Genomic DNA, 15,220 nt, shown 5'->3' on the forward strand with positions numbered 1-15,220 from the left:
TCCTTTCCTACACCCGGCTGCACAGCAGTTGGGCGCGTCCGGTCAGCTTGGCGGTCATTCCGGCGGGCAGGAACACGCTGGCGCCCTTTTTCAAAGGCAGCGCCGTGCCATCCGCGGCGGTCAGCTCGCAGCCGCCCTCCAGGCAGAGCAGGGAGGTAAAGCTTTCTATACTGCCCACGCGCACCGCCTCCTCCACGCAGAGAAGCTGAGAGGTGAACAGGTTGCAGGAGGCCAGGGGCCGGTATGTACCGCCGGGGATGGCGGTGATTTCCCCCACGGCGCCGTAGGGCCGGGTGGGCGGCGCGGTATTGGTGACGTCTACGGCCTTATCCACATGCAGGGGACGGGGCTTGCCGTCCGCGCCCAGGCGGCCGTAATCGGAGACCCGGTAGGTGGTGTTGGAGTTCTGCTGCACCTCGGCGATAAGGATACCGGCGCCAATGGCGTGCAGGGTGCCCGCCTCGATAAAGAACACGTCCCCTTTTTTCACCGGCACCCGATTGCAGACCTCTTCGAGGGTGTCCGTCTCGATGCGGCGGCGGAATTCCTCCTGGGTGAGACCGCGGCTGAAGCCGTATAACAAGGCGGCGCCGGGTTCGCAGTCCACCACGTACCACATTTCCGTTTTACCGAACTCGCCTTCCACCCGCATGGCATAGGCGTCGTCCGGGTGCACCTGGACGCTCAGCCGATCGCGGGCGTCGATGAGCTTGATAAGAATGGGAAAGTAAGGAAAGGCGGCGGCCTTGTCGCCCACGGCGGCATCGCCCCACTGGTCGAGCGCCTCGGGGAGCGTATGGCCGGCCAGCTCGCCGTTGGCGATAAGCGACGCCCCGTCCTTATGGCAGGACAGCACCCAGGCTTCCGCCGCCTTGGCGCTTGTTGTTTCAAATCCAAAATCCGTAATCAAACGAGTACCGCCCCACAGGTAATCTTTAATCGGCGGTTTGAGCAGCAGCGGGTAGGGTTTCATAGACAATCCCTCGATTCTTAAAAATACGCTACCTATCTTATCGTATTTTTCCGATTTTGACAAGGGTGGATTCCGCGGCGGGATTCCCTGCCAGAGGTGGAAATAAACGAGGGGACTGCCAGCATTCCCCTTGCTTGAGAACACAGAGGGCGGAAATCCTAAGAAAGCGAAAGCAAAATATGATAAGGAAAAGGAGGCAATTCAAATGAACAGAGGCGTATCCGGTTTTATGAAAGGAATCGGCATGGGCATTGCTGTGGGCTGTGTCGCCGGGGCTATGGGCAACAGCTACATGAAGTCCAACAAGAAGGGCCTGAAAAAGAACGTGGGAAGAGCCCTGCGCAACGTGGGCGATCTGGTGGACAACGTGACGGGCATGTTCTAAGAGGCAGTTCGCTGGAGGCGGGAGGGGAGACCCTCCCGCCTCCTTTTGTCGAATGCCGGCCCATGGTATCGTGAATTTTCGGTGAAATCGCTTTACTTTACCGCGGCTTTCGTGTATGATAAAAGGGTTACAGCGAAAGCTGGCTATATATGGAATCGGGATCCAAGGAGGAAAAACCATGGACGACAAACGGGATGAGCAGGAACGCGACGAGAACCTGGAAACCTTCGGAGAAAACGGGGTTCTGGGCCGTTCCATCAGTTCGGCGGAACTTCGGGAACAGGAGAAGCGCAGAAAAGAGCAGGAAAAGGCCGAGCGTAAGATGAGAAGGCGGAGCAGGAAGGAATATCGCAATGGCATGCCCCGCGAGAAAAACACCACCCTGTGGGTGATGGTGGGAATCCTGGGGGCTGTGGTGATAGCGGTAGGGGTTATGATGGCGATCGAATTTGCGACGAGCGGTAAGGACAAGGCGGCGAATTCCAATGAATTCATCGCGGAGGAAACCGCGTTGCCGGAGATGTCGGCGGAAGGCATCAAAGGGATTATCACGCGGGCCTATTACACCAACGACAAGCATTTTGCCGTGGTGCTCAAGCTTTCCAACGCCTACAATACCAAGCATTATCTGACGTCTTTGGAAGTCAAGGTCAGCAATGGGGACGGCGAGCTGATCGCGAGCGGCTATACGGATTCCATTGAGGATTTCGCACTCGATCCGGAGAGCTACGGCACTTTCACGTTTTATATTTCCCCGAAGTATGTCAAGATTCCGGACGATTCCCTGGAAAATCTGACGTATGAGATCACCACGGGCGGCCGGCTTGAGGACGAAAACGCGACGGCGAAGACAGACGCCACCACCGGCACGGAAGCGACCGCCACCACGAGCGCTGAGTGATCGATATCGAATAATTAGCAGCCGGAAGGGGCCAATGCCTCTTCCGGCTGCTTTTTTACAGAGTACAAAAATGGCCGCCCGTTGAAAAGGGCGGCCGCGATTTATAAGAGGGAACGAAACAACCGATAGGAATCGTCAAAAATCTCATGAGAAATAAAGAAGCCGGAGAAAGCCAGAACCAGCATCAGGACAAACAGCGCCAGGCCGATGCTGCTCAGAACAATGCCCGCCACCGCCATGCGGCCGCTGCCCTTGGATTTGGCGATGATGCCGAGGATCAGCCCCGCGATCCCCATAAAAACGGAGGAATCACCCGCGAGAAGAATCGGAATGGACAGAATCCCGAGAACCAGGGAAGCTATCGCCAGGCCGTCGTTTTTCCGGTGGGGAACAGCCGGGTACGCATAAGGGACCGGCGTGTAGCCCGGCTGCTGGGGCGAATAATAGGAATAGGGCGGCGTGTTGACGGGCGGCGGCGGGCTGTACGGCTGCGCGTAAGGCTGCTGCGTATAGGGGGTGTTGACCGGCGGCTGGGGCGCGGCGGGATAAACCGGCGGCGCATAGCTGGCCGGCGGATAGGATACCGGCGGCTGCAAGGGAGCGGCCGGCATGTCCGGCAGGGCGGGCGCCGCGTGAATGTCCGGAATGGGCGGTATGGGGGAGGAGAAAGGGGCGGGCGGCGTACGGCTGGGTTCCTGTCCGCCTGCGGAGGGACGGAAATCAAAATCGTCTGGCATGGAAAAGCCTCCTCCTGATTTCAATGAAAAGGGCGGGAATATCCCTGTTCAGTATAGCATGAAAGACGTATCGGCACAAGACTGGCCGGCTTTCCTTCATCAAAACGTAATAATCCGTCCGCCAGGCGGGAACGCTATAGAGAGACTTTATGAAAAGAGGGCTGCATCTATGCCGGATCTGCCGTTTTCCAGCCGCGCCGATCACGTGGAATCCCTGCTGCGCGTGAAGGAAAGTTTTGATGTGATCGCCAGGAAGATCCTTGTCGGCGGGCGGGACGCCGTGCTGTTTTTCATCGATGGTTTCGTCAAAGACGAAGTGATGGAAAAAATCCTCGAATATATTATGTCCCTGAAGGCGGAGGAAGTAAAGGATATTTCCGGCGCCGAGGTGTTTGCCGGCCGGTTCATCACCTATGTGGAGGTGGATACCGAGCAGGATCCGCAGGCGGTGCTGGTTCCGGTGCTGTCCGGTCAGCTGGCCCTGCTGGTGGACGGGGTGGACGGCTTCATCCTGATCGACGCCCGCACCTATCCGGCCAGAGGGGTGGAAGAACCGGACAGTGACCGGGTTCTGCGGGGATCGCACGACGGGTTCGTCGAGACGCTGGTGTTTAACACCGCCCTCATCCGCCGGCGCATCCGCGATCCACGTCTGACGATGGACATCCATCAGGTGGGAACGGTGTCCCAGACCGACATCGTGCTGTGCTATATGGAAAATCGGGTGGATAAAAAACTGCTGGACAAGCTGAAAAAGAAGCTGGACAGCATTGATATCCCGACCCTGACCATGGCACAGGAAAGCCTGGCCGAGTGCCTAATCGGCCGGCAGTGGTTCAACCCCTTCCCCAAGGTGCGGTACACCGAGCGGCCGGACTGTGCGGCGGCCAGCATCGCGGAGGGGCGGATTCTGCTGCTGGTGGACAATTCCGCCGCCGCCATGATTTTGCCCACCAGTATTTTCGATTTTGTTCAGGATACCAACGACTTCTATTTTCCGCCGTTGGTGGGGTCGTACCTGCGGTTTGTGCGGGCGCTGGTGTCGCTGTTTACCATGTTCATGACGCCGGTCTGGTATCTGCTGATCAAAAATCCCGACATCGTCCCGAAATGGTTGGAGTTCATACAGGTACACGAGCCGAATTCCATCCCCATTCTGCTCCAGCTACTGATCATCGAGCTGATCATCGATGGGGTCAAGCTGGCCTCGCTGAACACGCCGACGGTGCTCAGCAACGCGTTTTCGGTCGTGGGGGCGCTGATACTGGGCGAGTTTGCTATCAAGGCCGGGCTGTTTGTGCCGGAGGTGCTGCTGTACATGGCCTTTGTGGCCATCGCCAACTTCACCCAGCCGAGCTTTGAACTGGGGTATGCGCTTAAGCTGTTCCGCATGCTGCTACTGGTACTGACGGCGCTGTTCAACTGGTGGGGGTTCGCCGCGGGGGTCGGGCTCTTCCTGCTGACTATCGCCATCACCCCCACTGTGTGCAATAGCGGCTATCTTTATCCGCTTATTCCGTTCAACTGGAGGGCATTCCGCCGTCTGCTGTGGAGACGGCCCATCAGTAAAGACAATACCTGAAAATTTTGCAGGCCCCGGATACTTATCCGGGGCCTGCGGGACGTTTTACTTGCCAGGTGCGGGGGAGATGGAGTATAATAAGGCGTACCTCACCAAGGCTGGAAGAATAGGGGCTGCTGAAATGAAAGTGTTGATGATTCCCTCCTGGTACCCTACGGCTGAAGCGCCGCTGCTGGGCACCTTTTATAAAGAGCAGGCGGAGGCGCTGGCCGCCCGAGGGGTGGATATGGCTGTGCTGTATGTGAATGTCAGCGGCGATTTCCATCCCGCGCATAACGGCATTCACCGGGACGACGCCGGCGGCGTGCTGGCCTATACCTATGTGCATCCCAACCTGACGCCCCGCTGGGAAAAGGGGCGGCGCATCCAGCGGACTCGGATGCTGGAAAAACTGTACCGCCGCCTAGAGAAGGAGTGGGGGAGGCCCGATGTGGTGAATCTGCGTTCCTCCCTCCAGGGGTACGAGGCAGCGGCGCTCTGCAGGCGGCACGGGCTGCCCCTGTTTTTCATGGAGCATTCCTCCTATGTGGTGACGGAAGGGCCGGACAGCGAGGCGGTCCGCCGGCTGCACGCCGTTATGGATGCGGCGACGGTCAACGCCTGCGTCAGCTCGGTACTGTACAAGGTGATGGCGCCCTACAGGGAAACGCGGATCATTCCGGATTTCGTGGACGACAGCCGGTTTATTATCCAAGAAACGGCGCCGAGAGAGACGTTCACCTTCCGCGCCATGGGCCAGCTGCGGCCCATCAAGGGGCACGACACCCTAATCCGCGCGTTCGCGCTGCTCAAGAAAATGACGGACCGGCCGGTTTGCCTCGAGATAGCCGGAAAGGGCGTGCTGCACGACAATCTCCAGAAACTGATTGACCAGTTGGGCATAGCGGACAACTGTCGCCTGGTCGGGGCGATCCCACGGGATGAGGTGGTCGGCTTCATGAACGGATGCGACTGCTTTGTGTGTTCCTCCCGCACGGAGATGCTGTCCTGCGTACTCCACGAATGCGCCGCGTGCGGCCGGCCGGCCATTGCCACCCGCTGCGGCGGCCCGCAGGATATTATCACCGAGGAAACCGGGGTGCTGGTGCCGGTGGATGATCCCCAGGCCATGGCGCAGGCGATGCTGGAGATGCTCGACCGGGCGGCCGGCTACGACCAGGAGCGGATCCGGGCTAGCATCCTGGAGCGGTTCGGCATCGAGCCGGTATGCGGGCAGCTGATAAAGGCCTGCCAAGACAGCGCGAAAGGGGGCAAGTGATATGACTTTACCCCAGACGGAATCGCTGCGATTTCGGGAAAGGGACGGCGTGCCGGTGGTGGTTTTCCCGGCACTTGAGGCGGTGCCTTTTGTTCGGCACGGATTTTCCACCCGGCTGGGTGGGGTGAGTCAGGGGATATACGCGAGCATGAACCTGAGCTTTACCCGTGGGGACGATCCATGTGCCGTTCGGGAGAATTTCGACCGTTTCTGCAGCGCTGTCGGGGTTTTAGCCGATCGGGTGGTGGTTTCCGCGCAGGAGCATCATACCACGATATACAACGCCACGGCGGCCGACTGCGGGCGCGGGATTACGCGGGATCGGGGCTACGAGGATGTGGACGGGCTGCTGACCGACGAGCCGGGGGTGGTGCTCTGCACCCAATACGCCGACTGTGTGCCGCTGTTTTTCGTCGATCCCGTCCGGCGGGTGGTGGGAACTTCCCATTCCGGCTGGAAAGGAACGGTCGCGCAGATCGGCGCGGTGACGGTGGAGCGGATGTGCGCGGATTACGGTTGCCGCCGTCAGGATATTCTGGCGGGGATCGGCCCGTCCATCGGGCCCTGCTGCTTTGAGGTGGACGCGCCGGTATACGAGGCCTTTGCCGGTATGGATCTCTGGGAGGAGCGGTTTGTCCGCCGCCGGCCGTGGGAGAAGTTTGACATCGATTTATGGGCGGTCAACCGGCGGATTCTGGAAAAGGCCGGACTGCGGCCGGAGCACATTACGGCGACCGATTTGTGTACCAAATGCCATGCCGACGTCTTCTGGTCCCACCGGGTGACCGGCGGGCAGCGCGGCAGTCTGGCGGGGTTTATCGCCATGGAATTTTAAAGGAGGAGAAGGTGAGCCGCCATGCCCTATTCACTCACGGACACCCTGCTGTATTTCTTCATTTACAGTTTCTGCGGCTGGCTGATGGAAACGATTCTCTGCTCGGTACAGGAGCGCCGCTTCATTAACCGCGGGTTTTTGAACGGCCCGCTGTGTCCCATTTACGGTTGCGGGGTCACGCTGATTATGATTTTCCTGCTGCCGGTGAGGGACGGTCTGCCCAATCTGGCCATTGCGCTGCCGGTCGTGTTCATTGCCGGGGCGGGGTTGGCGTCCGCTGTGGAGTTTATTACCTCCTGGCTGATGGAAAAGCTGTTTCACGCACGCTGGTGGGATTATTCCCATTATAAATACAATCTGGGCGGACGGATTTGCCTGTCCATTTCCCTGGCCTGGGGAGGACTTGCCACCTTCTTTGTGTACATAGTGCAGCCGCTGTTCGAGTCGCTGGTGGGCAAGTTGTATGGATGGAACGCTCATTTGCCGCTGGTTCTGGCGGTTACCTTTACCGTCCTGTTTCTGGTGGACTGCGCCTTTTCCGTGCGGATCGCCCGCTCGCTGGGCAACAAGCTGGAGCAGATGGAAAAGCTGGGTGAGCTCATCAAGGCGCATCTGGAGGGGCTGGAGTTGCCGGCCGCCGAGGATGTGGAACTGAAGCTGCAGGCCGCCTATGACCGCTATGCTGCCCGGAAGCAGGAAGCGGCGGCGTCTCTGCGCGGGAAATTAGACGGGTTGCGAGGCTTGGGCCGGGAGGATGTTGCGGACAGACTGCGCCATATGGCCGAGGAACTGCAAGCGAAGCGAACCGGTCTCATGCAGCAGGTCAGACCCACGCAAAAGCGAATGCTGTCGGCTTTCCCCACCATGAAACGGGGCGGGGACGGCCGCGTGCTGAGCGAACTGAGGGAACATCTGCATATCCGGAAGAAAAAATAAATCGGTACCGCCGGAGTATCGGCGGAAAAATTTCAAAAATGGCTCTGCGGATAATCCCGCAGAGCCATTTTTTATACCGCTTTCAGTTCGGCAATTTGCAGATGCTCCAATACGGCGGTGCCGCTTAACTCCAAATCGCAGAGGTTATAATCCAGCATCTGCCCGCAGGTCAATAGGCACTGCCCGCCGCCGATAAACACTTCCGCGCCGGTGGTGTCCAGCAGGATACGCAGAGAGGCGCGGCCATTTTCCAGGCAGAGAGGGGCGGTAAAATCGTCCCAGGAGATCGTGTCGCTACTCCAGTCCAGATGCCAATGCAGGCCGAAAACACGGATGTCCGCGGTGCCGGCCGCGTCGCCGCTCAACTCGATTTGCAGGTCGTAGCCGGCCTCCCGCAGCGTTTCGCGGCAGGGGAGAGGGCGGGAGTCCGTTTGATGGATTTCCTGATAGAGATCGCGCAATTCGGCGATGGGGTTGGCGCAAAGAACCATGCGATCGCCCACCGTGCGCAGGGTCATTTCACAGGGGATGTTCATGCTCATATTGAACGGGGCCGCGGGCAGCGCGTGGTTATTCCAGGCGATCCGCACCCGGCGGCTGTCGCCCTCCCGGAGATTGAACCAGGACTGGGCGGCATAGCTGGCGTTGCCGACATGCAGACGGCCCGCGCTCTGTTCCGCACGGAAGCTGTAGCCGTCGAAGCTGCCCACCAGGTACCGGTCATAAGCGCCGATGAGCACCCATTTGATATTCGTGCCGTCCCCGTCCAGCGGGAGAGGATAAAAATCGGGACACTCCCAGTCCTCATCGATGGCGATCACCTGCAGAAGCGACCAGTCCAGCAGGTTGTCCGAGGCGAACAGGCCGTAATCGTGCTTATTCAGAAACAACGCCAGGATGTAGCGATCGGTTTCAGGGTGATAAATAACTTTGGGATCTCGGTTTTCCTCGGCGAAATAGGGGATAATCGGGTTGCCCTCATATTTGCGGAAGGTCAAGCCGCCGTCCGTGCTGTAGGCCAGGCATTGGCTGGCTTTTTTTTCAGCGGACAGCGCGCTTGCGCCGCCGGCCGCCGTGTAATACAGCAGCAGGGGCGGCCGGATTCCGTCACCCAGGCCGGAGCGGTTATCGAAATCCACCACGGCGCTGCCGGAAAACATGGTGCCCAGCTCGTCCGGGTACAGGGCGGGTTCCCTCTCCTCCCAGCGGAGGAGATCGGTGCTGACCGCGTGCCCCCAATGCATGTTGCCCCAATTGCTAGAAGCGGGGTTGTACTGGTAGAACAGATGGTATGTCCCGTCCACTGTGCACAAGCCGTTGGGATCGTTCAGCCAGCCCTGTTTGGCGGTGTAGTGGAATTTGGGGCGCAGGCGGGAGGCACGGGGCGCCTCGTCCTCAGCCGTCTGGCGCAGGGTGAGCGGCATTTCCGGAACGGTGCGCAGCGTCAGCGTGCGGCCCAGCAGATGCCGGATGGGAAGATACACAACATAGTCGGGATGCAGGGGATCCAGCGGGATATCCAGGTCATACACCAGCGTGTCGCCGTCCAGAAACTCCAGACGCTTGCTGCGGGCGGTGTAACTGACGGGGCACTCGAGGAAGGGCTGTTCACAATGAAGCTGCATAGATCGTCGCCTTCTTTCAAAAAACTTTACGGTCTTATCATAAACCAAAGAGGGGGAAGATATGATTTCATTATAGAGAAAAGAAAAAACGGTGTCAATCCATGAAAGGAGAGGAAACTATGCCACATACAGGCGCGGATAAAACGGAGGCGGTCTATCCTGGCTTCTGGAACACGCTGGCAACCGGTTTTTTGATCGGGATTGGCTCCATAGCGCCGGGGGTCAGCGGCGGCGCGATCGCGGTGGTGTTTAATCTTTACGACCCCATAACGGACGCCGTCGCCCATTTTTACCGAGATTTTAAGAACAAGATGAAGTTCTTAGTCCCTCTCTGTCTGGGCGCGGGAGCCAGTATCTTACTGTTTAGTCAGGTCATCGCTTACTTTTTTGGCCATTACAACGTGGCCACCCGGTGCCTGTTCGTCGGTCTGATGGCCGGGACGCTCCCTTCGGTTTTTCACACCGCGAGACGGCAGGGGTTCCGCTGGTGGTATCTGCTCCTCATGCTGGCGGCGACGGCCGGGACGATTTGGCTGTCCTTTGCTCATTTGTTCGTCTATACCGGTGGGGAGGAGGGGCTTACCTTTCCCATCCTGTTGATTTGCGGGGCCGTACAGGGGTTCGGCACCATCGTGCCGGGCGTTAGTTCCTCCTTCCTGCTGATGGGGGCCGGGCTGTATGACACGGTCCTGGACATCATCCGCACGGTGGATATTCCCCGGCTCATCCCCTTTGCCATCGGGTTCGGCACGTTCGTCCTCCTGTTTGCCAAAATCATTCAATGGCTGTACCGGAAGGCTTACGGCTTGGTCAGCTTCCTGGTGGCTGGGCTGCTTCTGGGTTCGGTCTTCCCGGTGATTCCGCCCCTTAGGGCGGATCTGCCGTCGGCCATGGCGGTGCTCCTGGGGGCGGTGGGCTGCCTGCTGTCCTGGTATCTCCTCCGCTTGAAAACCCATGCGCAGGACGCGCAAGGGCTGCCGATTGAATCAAGAGGGGGTTAGTGGTATAATGTCCCCGGAATGGGGAGTGGCAGATGGCTGTTTTGGTAAAGGACACGCGTTTTTATACCACATTTTTCCGGCTGACCGGCACGATTGCACTGCAGAATTTGATAGTATTCAGCGTCAATCTGGCGGATAATATCATGCTGGGAGCCTACGGCGAGACTTCGCTGGCCGGGGTGGCCCTGGTCAACCAAATTCAATTTTTGCTGCAGATGATCGTTATGGGCGTGGGGGAAGGGATCATCGTTCTATCCGCCCAGTATTGGGGCAAAGGACAGACCGGCCCGATTCGCCGCACGGTGGGGATCGGGCTGTGGTGCGGGGTGCTGGCATCTCTGGCGCTGGCGGCGGTGGTCTTCCTGTTCCCCAGCGCGGTGCTGGGGCTGCTGACCAACGACGCCTCCCTGATTGCCGAAGGGGTCAAGTATCTGCGGATTATCTGCTTTACCTATCCGCTGTTTGCGGTGACGAATGTCCTGCTCTGTTCCCTGCGAGGGGTGGAGACGGTGCGCATCGGCTTTCTGGTGTCCCTGACCACGCTGGTCATTAATACCTGCCTCAATTATATCCTCATCTATGGACATTTCGGCGCGCCCCGCCTGGGCGTGAGGGGCGCGGCCATTGCCACGCTGGCAGCCCGCGCGGTGGAATGCCTGGTGACGATCCTATATGTGCGGTTTAGAGATAAGAAGCTCTCTTTCCGACTGGCCGATGTGTTTCGGCTGGATAAAGGGATAGGCCGGGACTATTTTCGCAGCGGGGCGCCGGTCATTCTTTCCAACGCCTCCTGGGGGATCGCCATGGCGATCCAGACGGCTATATTGGGGCATCTCGGCAAAACAGCGGTGACGGCCAACAGCATTGCCACCACGGTATTTCAGATTTTGACAGTTCTCAGCTACGGTGCGGCCAGCGCATCGGCGGTCTTGATCGGCAAAACCGTGGGGGAGGGTAAACTGGATAAGGTCCGGCAGTACGCCAAGACCATGCAGCTGCTGTTCCTGCTGCTGGGGCTGGCGACTGGGGCGGCACTATTTCTCTGCCGGGATTTTGTGCTCAGCTTCTACGCCATCACCCCGGAGTCCCGCAGCCTGGCGCTGGCGTTTATCGCCGTGTTGTCGGTGACGGTGGTGGGCACCTCCTACCAAATGGCGGTGCTTACCGGCATTGTCCGAGGCGGCGGGGACACGCGGTTTGTTCTGTTTAACGATCTGATTTTTATGTGGGGGGTGGTGCTGCCCTCCTCGGCGCTGGCTGCGTTCGTTTTTCACCTGCCGCCGCTGATGGTGTTCATCTGCCTGAAAAGCGATCAGATTCTGAAATGCGCGGTGGCGGCGGTCAAGGTCAACCGCGGCGGCTGGATCCGCCAGTTGACCCGTCCCGCCGAATAGACCGGCGGAAGAGAGAAAGGATGCCGGAAACATGAAAACCATTGTATCGGTAATACCCGTGGAGGATGAGGACAAGCGGCTGCTGGAGCAGGCGGCACCCGGTTACCGGCTGCTTTTTGCGCAGCCGCGGGAAATCCCGGCCGACGGCCTGCGCGACGCGGAGGTGATACTCGGCAACGTACCCCGAAGCGTCCTGCGGGAGGCCATCCGGCTCCGATGGCTGCAGCTCAACAGCGCGGGGGCGGATCTCTATCTGCAGCCCGGCGTGCTGCCGGAGGGCGTGCAGCTGACCAACGCCACGGGAGCCTATGGCCCGGCGGTTTCAGAGCATCTGCTGGCCATGACGCTGGAGCTGATGAAAAAACTGCACCTGTATCGGGACAACCAGCAGGACAAGCTTTGGCGGGACGAGGGGACGGTGACGGGAATTGCGGACGCGGTGTTTCTGGTCGTGGGACTGGGAGATATCGGCAGCTGCTATGCCCGGAGCGTTCACGCGCTGGGTGGCCGCGTTATCGGCGTGCGCCGGCACGCGGGGGAGACGCCGCCTTACGCCGAGCGGCTGGTGACGGCGGATAAGCTGGACGAGGTTCTGCCGCTGGCGGATGTGGTGGTTCTGTGCCTGCCGGGAACGCGGGAGACCGCCGCCCTGTTTTCCGCCCGACGCCTGGCGCTCATGAAGCGCGGCGCCTTCCTGCTCAATGGGGGGAGAGGCACCGCCGTTGACACCCAGGCGCTTTGCGACGCCCTGCGCAGCGGCCGCCTGGCGGGGGCGGGGCTGGATGTTACCGACCCGGAACCGCTTCCCGCCGATCATCCCCTGTGGACGCTGCCGAACGCCGTCATCACGCCGCATATTTCTGGCTGGTATCACATGCGTCAGACACAGCGGCGAATCGTGCGTTTATGCGCAGAAAACCTGCGGCGGTATGTTGCCGGCGATCCCTTGCTGAATCTGGTGGATCCGGCCACGGGGTATCGGCAATTTCGCGGCTGTGATCGTTTCGGTAACGAAGACTGACCAGTCCAACGGAAAGACGGAGTTCTCTGTAACAAATTGTCATAATGTGTGGGTTTTTCACTTCGTTTGCGGTATACTGTGGGTATCATAACAGGAAAACGGGTGATGAACGGGTATGAAAATTAATGCCAACGAGTACAGCGCGGCGGAGGTCATGAAATTTGTCCGGGAATGGACGGAACTTACCCAAAAGCAGTTTGCGCAAAGCATCGGCCGCTCGGAAGCGGTGATTCAGACCTATGAGCAGGGGACACGAAATTACACGTTCGAAACGCTGCTGGAAATAGCGCAAACCCACCATATCCGCATCACAATCGAGAAGATGAAGAAATAAGGAAAGCCGCCATGAGTGCTCATGGCGGCTTTGGTATGTATTGCGCGGGTGTTACAGCCCGGCCTCTATGAAATGAACGGGATACAACTCCCAATATTTTTTGTAGACCATCTGTTCGCCGATAAGGTCTAATTGGTATAGGCGAAAAGTGACCCGTATATCTTTTGGCTGCCATTGCTCTTCATAGGAATACCGGTATGTCATACCTAAACGCCTCATAACGCCGCCGCTGCGCGGATTACGGATATCATGCGTAGCGGTTATATAAGGGACGCCGTCCTGTCTTAACTGTTCGACAACCGCCTGGCCGGCTTCCGTAACGATTCCTTTATGCCAAAATTCCTTGCGGAGTGCGTAACCAAAATCGTGACTGTCATCCATAGCGGCCTGTATATACCCGATGGGGATATCCGCTGTACGCAAGCAAATCGCATATCTATAGGCGCGGTTCTTTTCATACTGGGAGGCAAAGTGCTCCTTATAAAATGCCTTAGCCTCTTCCTGGTTCTTTGTGGGAAACCATGGCAGAAATGTATTAACTTCCTCGTCCCTTAAAAGACGGTACAAGGGCTCTATGTCCTGCTCTTTGAATTGTCTTAACAGCAGTCTCTCCGTTACCAATTGAGGGGTGTTTGCTATATGCATAATCCTTTTCTCCTGTTTTGTGTCGTTGCTGTATTCTATCATACGAATGGATGAAAAACAAGGAGCTCAACCAGAGTTCAATGACAGTGACTCCGCTGCAAGACAGTTGACAAAAGGAAGGTTGTCCAGTATAATAAACAGGTTTGGGCCGATACCGACCCGGCGAATGCGAGAATAGGAGAGAAAAGTATGTCGCGATACGACGTTGTCATTGTGGGCGCCGGACCTGCCGGCATTTTTACTGCTCTGGAACTGAAGGATAAAGCACCGCAGCTGGATGTGCTGCTGGTGGACGAGGGCTTGACGATCGATCGACGGAACTGCCCGGCGCGCAAGACCGGCCGCTGCGTGCACTGCCAGCCCTGCAATATTATGAGCGGCTGGTCGGGGGCCGGCGCTTTCTCGGACGGCAAGCTGTCGCTGTCCGAAGAGGTGGGCGGCAATATCGTCGATTATATGTCGGCCGAGGAAGCGCGGGAGTTTATTCGGTACGCCGATTCCCAGTACACCCGTTTCGGCGCGCCCGATAAGGTGCACGGTCTCAACGACAAAAAGGTCGAGGAAATCGACTACGAATGCAGCCGCCACAACATCCATCTGGTGAAATGCCCAGTGCGGCATATGGGTACCGAATACAGCTTTGAGACGCTGCGCAATATGTACCGCTATCTAATCGAGCAGCCGGGCTTTACCTTCCGGGAGCTGACCCGGGCCCAGTCTCTGCACATCGAGAACGGCCGGGTGACCGGCGTGGTTTTGTGCACCAAGGGGCAGGAGCCGGAGTCGGTGGAAGCCGGCTATGTGGTGGCCGCGCCCGGACGGGGCGGCGCCGACTGGCTGAATCACGTGGCTCACGACAACGGTATTGACACGAAGAACAACGAAGTGGATATCGGTGTGCGCGTGGAGGTGCCCAATTCGGTGATGGATCACCTGACCGCCCATTTGTATGAAGCGAAAATGGTATACTACAGTGATACGTTCGAGAACAAGGTGCGCACCTTTTGTATGAACCCCGGCGGGATCGTCAGCGAGGAGCATTACCAGGGCGGGATTGCCGTGGTCAACGGCCACTCCTACGCGGAGGAGGAGCGCCGCACCGCCAATACCAACTTTGCCATGCTGGTGTCCTCCCGGTTTACCGAGCCGTTTAACCGCCCCATCGAATACGGCCGCTATATCGCCCAGCTGGGGAATATGCTGACCGGCGGCGGGATCATGGTGCAGCGGCTGGGCGATCTTCTCCAGGGGCGGCGCACCGACGCTTCCCGGCTGAGCCGTTCCACCACGGTGCCTACCCTGAAAACCGCCGTGCCGGGCGATTTGTCCTTCGTGCTGCCCCACCGGCATCTGACCAGCCTCATCGAGGCCATGAAGGCGTTTGACAAGGTGGCGCCCGGCCTGTATTCCAAAAACACCCTGCTGTATGGGGTGGAGGTCAAATTCTATTCCTCCAAGGTGGCGGTGGACAACCATTTCGAAACCGCCGTCGATGGTCTGTATGCCATCGGCGACGGTGCCGGCATCACCCGCGGTCTGATGCAGGCCAGCGTGACCGGCGTCGTGGTGGCCCGGGACATCGCCTCCCGATAA

General features: G+C 58.7%; 15 protein-coding genes. 11 read left to right on the forward strand and 4 right to left on the reverse strand.

Features of this window, described 5'->3' with window-relative positions; genetic code table 11:
• Positions 1–7 precede the first annotated feature (7 nt).
• On the reverse strand, positions 8–973 hold the full coding sequence (locus tag ACSAMM_RS04560) for a type I phosphomannose isomerase catalytic subunit (RefSeq protein WP_457790080.1): 966 nt from the start codon (positions 971–973) through the stop codon (positions 8–10).
• 205 nt (positions 974–1,178) lie between these two features.
• Between ACSAMM_RS04560 and ACSAMM_RS04565 the strand changes: the two genes are divergently transcribed.
• Both ACSAMM_RS04565 and ACSAMM_RS04570 read left to right on the forward strand, forming a co-directional pair.
• A complete protein-coding gene (locus ACSAMM_RS04565; protein WP_457790082.1) occupies positions 1,179–1,358 on the forward strand; it encodes a hypothetical protein in 180 nt (59 codons plus the stop codon).
• A 178-nt stretch (positions 1,359–1,536) separates the two neighbouring features.
• Positions 1,537–2,259 (forward strand): hypothetical protein, encoded by a 723-nt coding sequence (locus tag ACSAMM_RS04570; RefSeq protein ID WP_457790084.1) that lies wholly within the window; start codon positions 1,537–1,539, stop codon positions 2,257–2,259.
• Between the two features lie 101 nt (positions 2,260–2,360).
• Here the strand turns inward: ACSAMM_RS04570 and ACSAMM_RS04575 are convergent, their stop codons facing one another.
• On the reverse strand, positions 2,361–2,996 hold the full coding sequence (locus ACSAMM_RS04575) for a hypothetical protein (protein WP_457790086.1): 636 nt from the start codon (positions 2,994–2,996) through the stop codon (positions 2,361–2,363).
• Positions 2,997–3,165: 169 nt separating this feature from the next.
• On the opposite strand from ACSAMM_RS04575, the gene ACSAMM_RS04580 reads away from it, so the two are divergent.
• The 4 genes from ACSAMM_RS04580 to ACSAMM_RS04595 all read left to right on the forward strand — a co-directional run bounded on the left by ACSAMM_RS04580 (position 3,166) and on the right by ACSAMM_RS04595 (position 7,607).
• Entirely contained in the window at positions 3,166–4,578 is a 1,413-nt protein-coding gene (locus ACSAMM_RS04580) for a spore germination protein (RefSeq protein WP_457790088.1), read from the forward strand.
• A gap of 121 nt (positions 4,579–4,699) precedes the next feature.
• The gene (locus ACSAMM_RS04585; RefSeq protein WP_457790090.1) at positions 4,700–5,836 is read left to right on the forward strand and encodes a glycosyltransferase; all 1,137 of its coding nucleotides are present in this window, start codon (positions 4,700–4,702) and stop codon (positions 5,834–5,836) included.
• 1 nt (position 5,837) lies between these two features.
• Complete coding sequence (pgeF, locus tag ACSAMM_RS04590; protein WP_457790092.1) at positions 5,838–6,671, forward strand: peptidoglycan editing factor PgeF; 834 nt, start codon at positions 5,838–5,840, stop codon at positions 6,669–6,671.
• A gap of 21 nt (positions 6,672–6,692) precedes the next feature.
• Positions 6,693–7,607 carry a putative ABC transporter permease gene (locus ACSAMM_RS04595; RefSeq protein ID WP_457790093.1) on the forward strand — a complete coding sequence of 305 codons (915 nt, stop codon included), beginning with the start codon at positions 6,693–6,695 and terminating at the stop codon, positions 7,605–7,607.
• Between the two features lie 71 nt (positions 7,608–7,678).
• Here the strand turns inward: ACSAMM_RS04595 and ACSAMM_RS04600 are convergent, their stop codons facing one another.
• Complete coding sequence (locus ACSAMM_RS04600) at positions 7,679–9,232, reverse strand: glycoside hydrolase family 32 protein (protein WP_457790095.1); 1,554 nt, start codon at positions 9,230–9,232, stop codon at positions 7,679–7,681.
• Between the two features lie 119 nt (positions 9,233–9,351).
• Here ACSAMM_RS04600 and ACSAMM_RS04605 point away from each other — a divergent pair, with 119 nt between their 5' ends.
• The 4 genes from ACSAMM_RS04605 to ACSAMM_RS04620 all read left to right on the forward strand — a co-directional run bounded on the left by ACSAMM_RS04605 (position 9,352) and on the right by ACSAMM_RS04620 (position 12,982).
• On the forward strand, positions 9,352–10,233 hold the full coding sequence (locus ACSAMM_RS04605) for a DUF368 domain-containing protein (RefSeq protein ID WP_457790097.1): 882 nt from the start codon (positions 9,352–9,354) through the stop codon (positions 10,231–10,233).
• A gap of 32 nt (positions 10,234–10,265) precedes the next feature.
• Positions 10,266–11,627, forward strand: coding sequence for an MATE family efflux transporter (locus ACSAMM_RS04610; RefSeq protein WP_457790099.1), 1,362 nt, complete (start codon positions 10,266–10,268; stop codon positions 11,625–11,627).
• A 31-nt stretch (positions 11,628–11,658) separates the two neighbouring features.
• A complete protein-coding gene (locus ACSAMM_RS04615; protein WP_457790101.1) occupies positions 11,659–12,648 on the forward strand; it encodes a D-2-hydroxyacid dehydrogenase in 990 nt (329 codons plus the stop codon).
• A gap of 115 nt (positions 12,649–12,763) precedes the next feature.
• Entirely contained in the window at positions 12,764–12,982 is a 219-nt protein-coding gene (locus ACSAMM_RS04620; protein ID WP_457790103.1) for a helix-turn-helix domain-containing protein, read from the forward strand.
• A 51-nt stretch (positions 12,983–13,033) separates the two neighbouring features.
• Here the strand turns inward: ACSAMM_RS04620 and ACSAMM_RS04625 are convergent, their stop codons facing one another.
• Entirely contained in the window at positions 13,034–13,627 is a 594-nt protein-coding gene (locus tag ACSAMM_RS04625) for a GNAT family N-acetyltransferase (protein ID WP_457790105.1), read from the reverse strand.
• A 189-nt stretch (positions 13,628–13,816) separates the two neighbouring features.
• Between ACSAMM_RS04625 and ACSAMM_RS04630 the strand changes: the two genes are divergently transcribed.
• Positions 13,817–15,220, forward strand: coding sequence for an NAD(P)/FAD-dependent oxidoreductase (locus ACSAMM_RS04630; protein ID WP_457790107.1), 1,404 nt, complete (start codon positions 13,817–13,819; stop codon positions 15,218–15,220).

It is taken from the genome of Anaeromassilibacillus sp. SJQ-5, from assembly GCF_054108045.1.

What these genes read in the sequence shown, in the direction of transcription:
- ACSAMM_RS04580 (WP_457790088.1), top strand. Translation starts at nt 3,166, where the DNA reads ATGCCGGATCTGCCGTTTTCCAGCCGCGCCGATCACGTGGAATCCCTG.
- ACSAMM_RS04575 (WP_457790086.1), bottom strand. Translation starts at nt 2,996, where the DNA reads ATGCCAGACGATTTTGATTTCCGTCCCTCCGCAGGCGGACAGGAACCC.
- ACSAMM_RS04620 (WP_457790103.1), top strand. Translation starts at nt 12,764, where the DNA reads ATGAAAATTAATGCCAACGAGTACAGCGCGGCGGAGGTCATGAAATTT.
- ACSAMM_RS04570 (WP_457790084.1), top strand. Translation starts at nt 1,537, where the DNA reads ATGGACGACAAACGGGATGAGCAGGAACGCGACGAGAACCTGGAAACC.
- ACSAMM_RS04630 (WP_457790107.1), top strand. Translation starts at nt 13,817, where the DNA reads ATGTCGCGATACGACGTTGTCATTGTGGGCGCCGGACCTGCCGGCATT.
- ACSAMM_RS04625 (WP_457790105.1), bottom strand. Translation starts at nt 13,627, where the DNA reads ATGCATATAGCAAACACCCCTCAATTGGTAACGGAGAGACTGCTGTTA.
- ACSAMM_RS04585 (WP_457790090.1), top strand. Translation starts at nt 4,700, where the DNA reads ATGAAAGTGTTGATGATTCCCTCCTGGTACCCTACGGCTGAAGCGCCG.
- ACSAMM_RS04560 (WP_457790080.1), bottom strand. Translation starts at nt 973, where the DNA reads ATGAAACCCTACCCGCTGCTGCTCAAACCGCCGATTAAAGATTACCTG.
- ACSAMM_RS04615 (WP_457790101.1), top strand. Translation starts at nt 11,659, where the DNA reads ATGAAAACCATTGTATCGGTAATACCCGTGGAGGATGAGGACAAGCGG.
- ACSAMM_RS04595 (WP_457790093.1), top strand. Translation starts at nt 6,693, where the DNA reads ATGCCCTATTCACTCACGGACACCCTGCTGTATTTCTTCATTTACAGT.
- ACSAMM_RS04565 (WP_457790082.1), top strand. Translation starts at nt 1,179, where the DNA reads ATGAACAGAGGCGTATCCGGTTTTATGAAAGGAATCGGCATGGGCATT.
- ACSAMM_RS04600 (WP_457790095.1), bottom strand. Translation starts at nt 9,232, where the DNA reads ATGCAGCTTCATTGTGAACAGCCCTTCCTCGAGTGCCCCGTCAGTTAC.
- ACSAMM_RS04610 (WP_457790099.1), top strand. Translation starts at nt 10,266, where the DNA reads ATGGCTGTTTTGGTAAAGGACACGCGTTTTTATACCACATTTTTCCGG.
- ACSAMM_RS04605 (WP_457790097.1), top strand. Translation starts at nt 9,352, where the DNA reads ATGCCACATACAGGCGCGGATAAAACGGAGGCGGTCTATCCTGGCTTC.
- pgeF (WP_457790092.1), top strand. Translation starts at nt 5,838, where the DNA reads ATGACTTTACCCCAGACGGAATCGCTGCGATTTCGGGAAAGGGACGGC.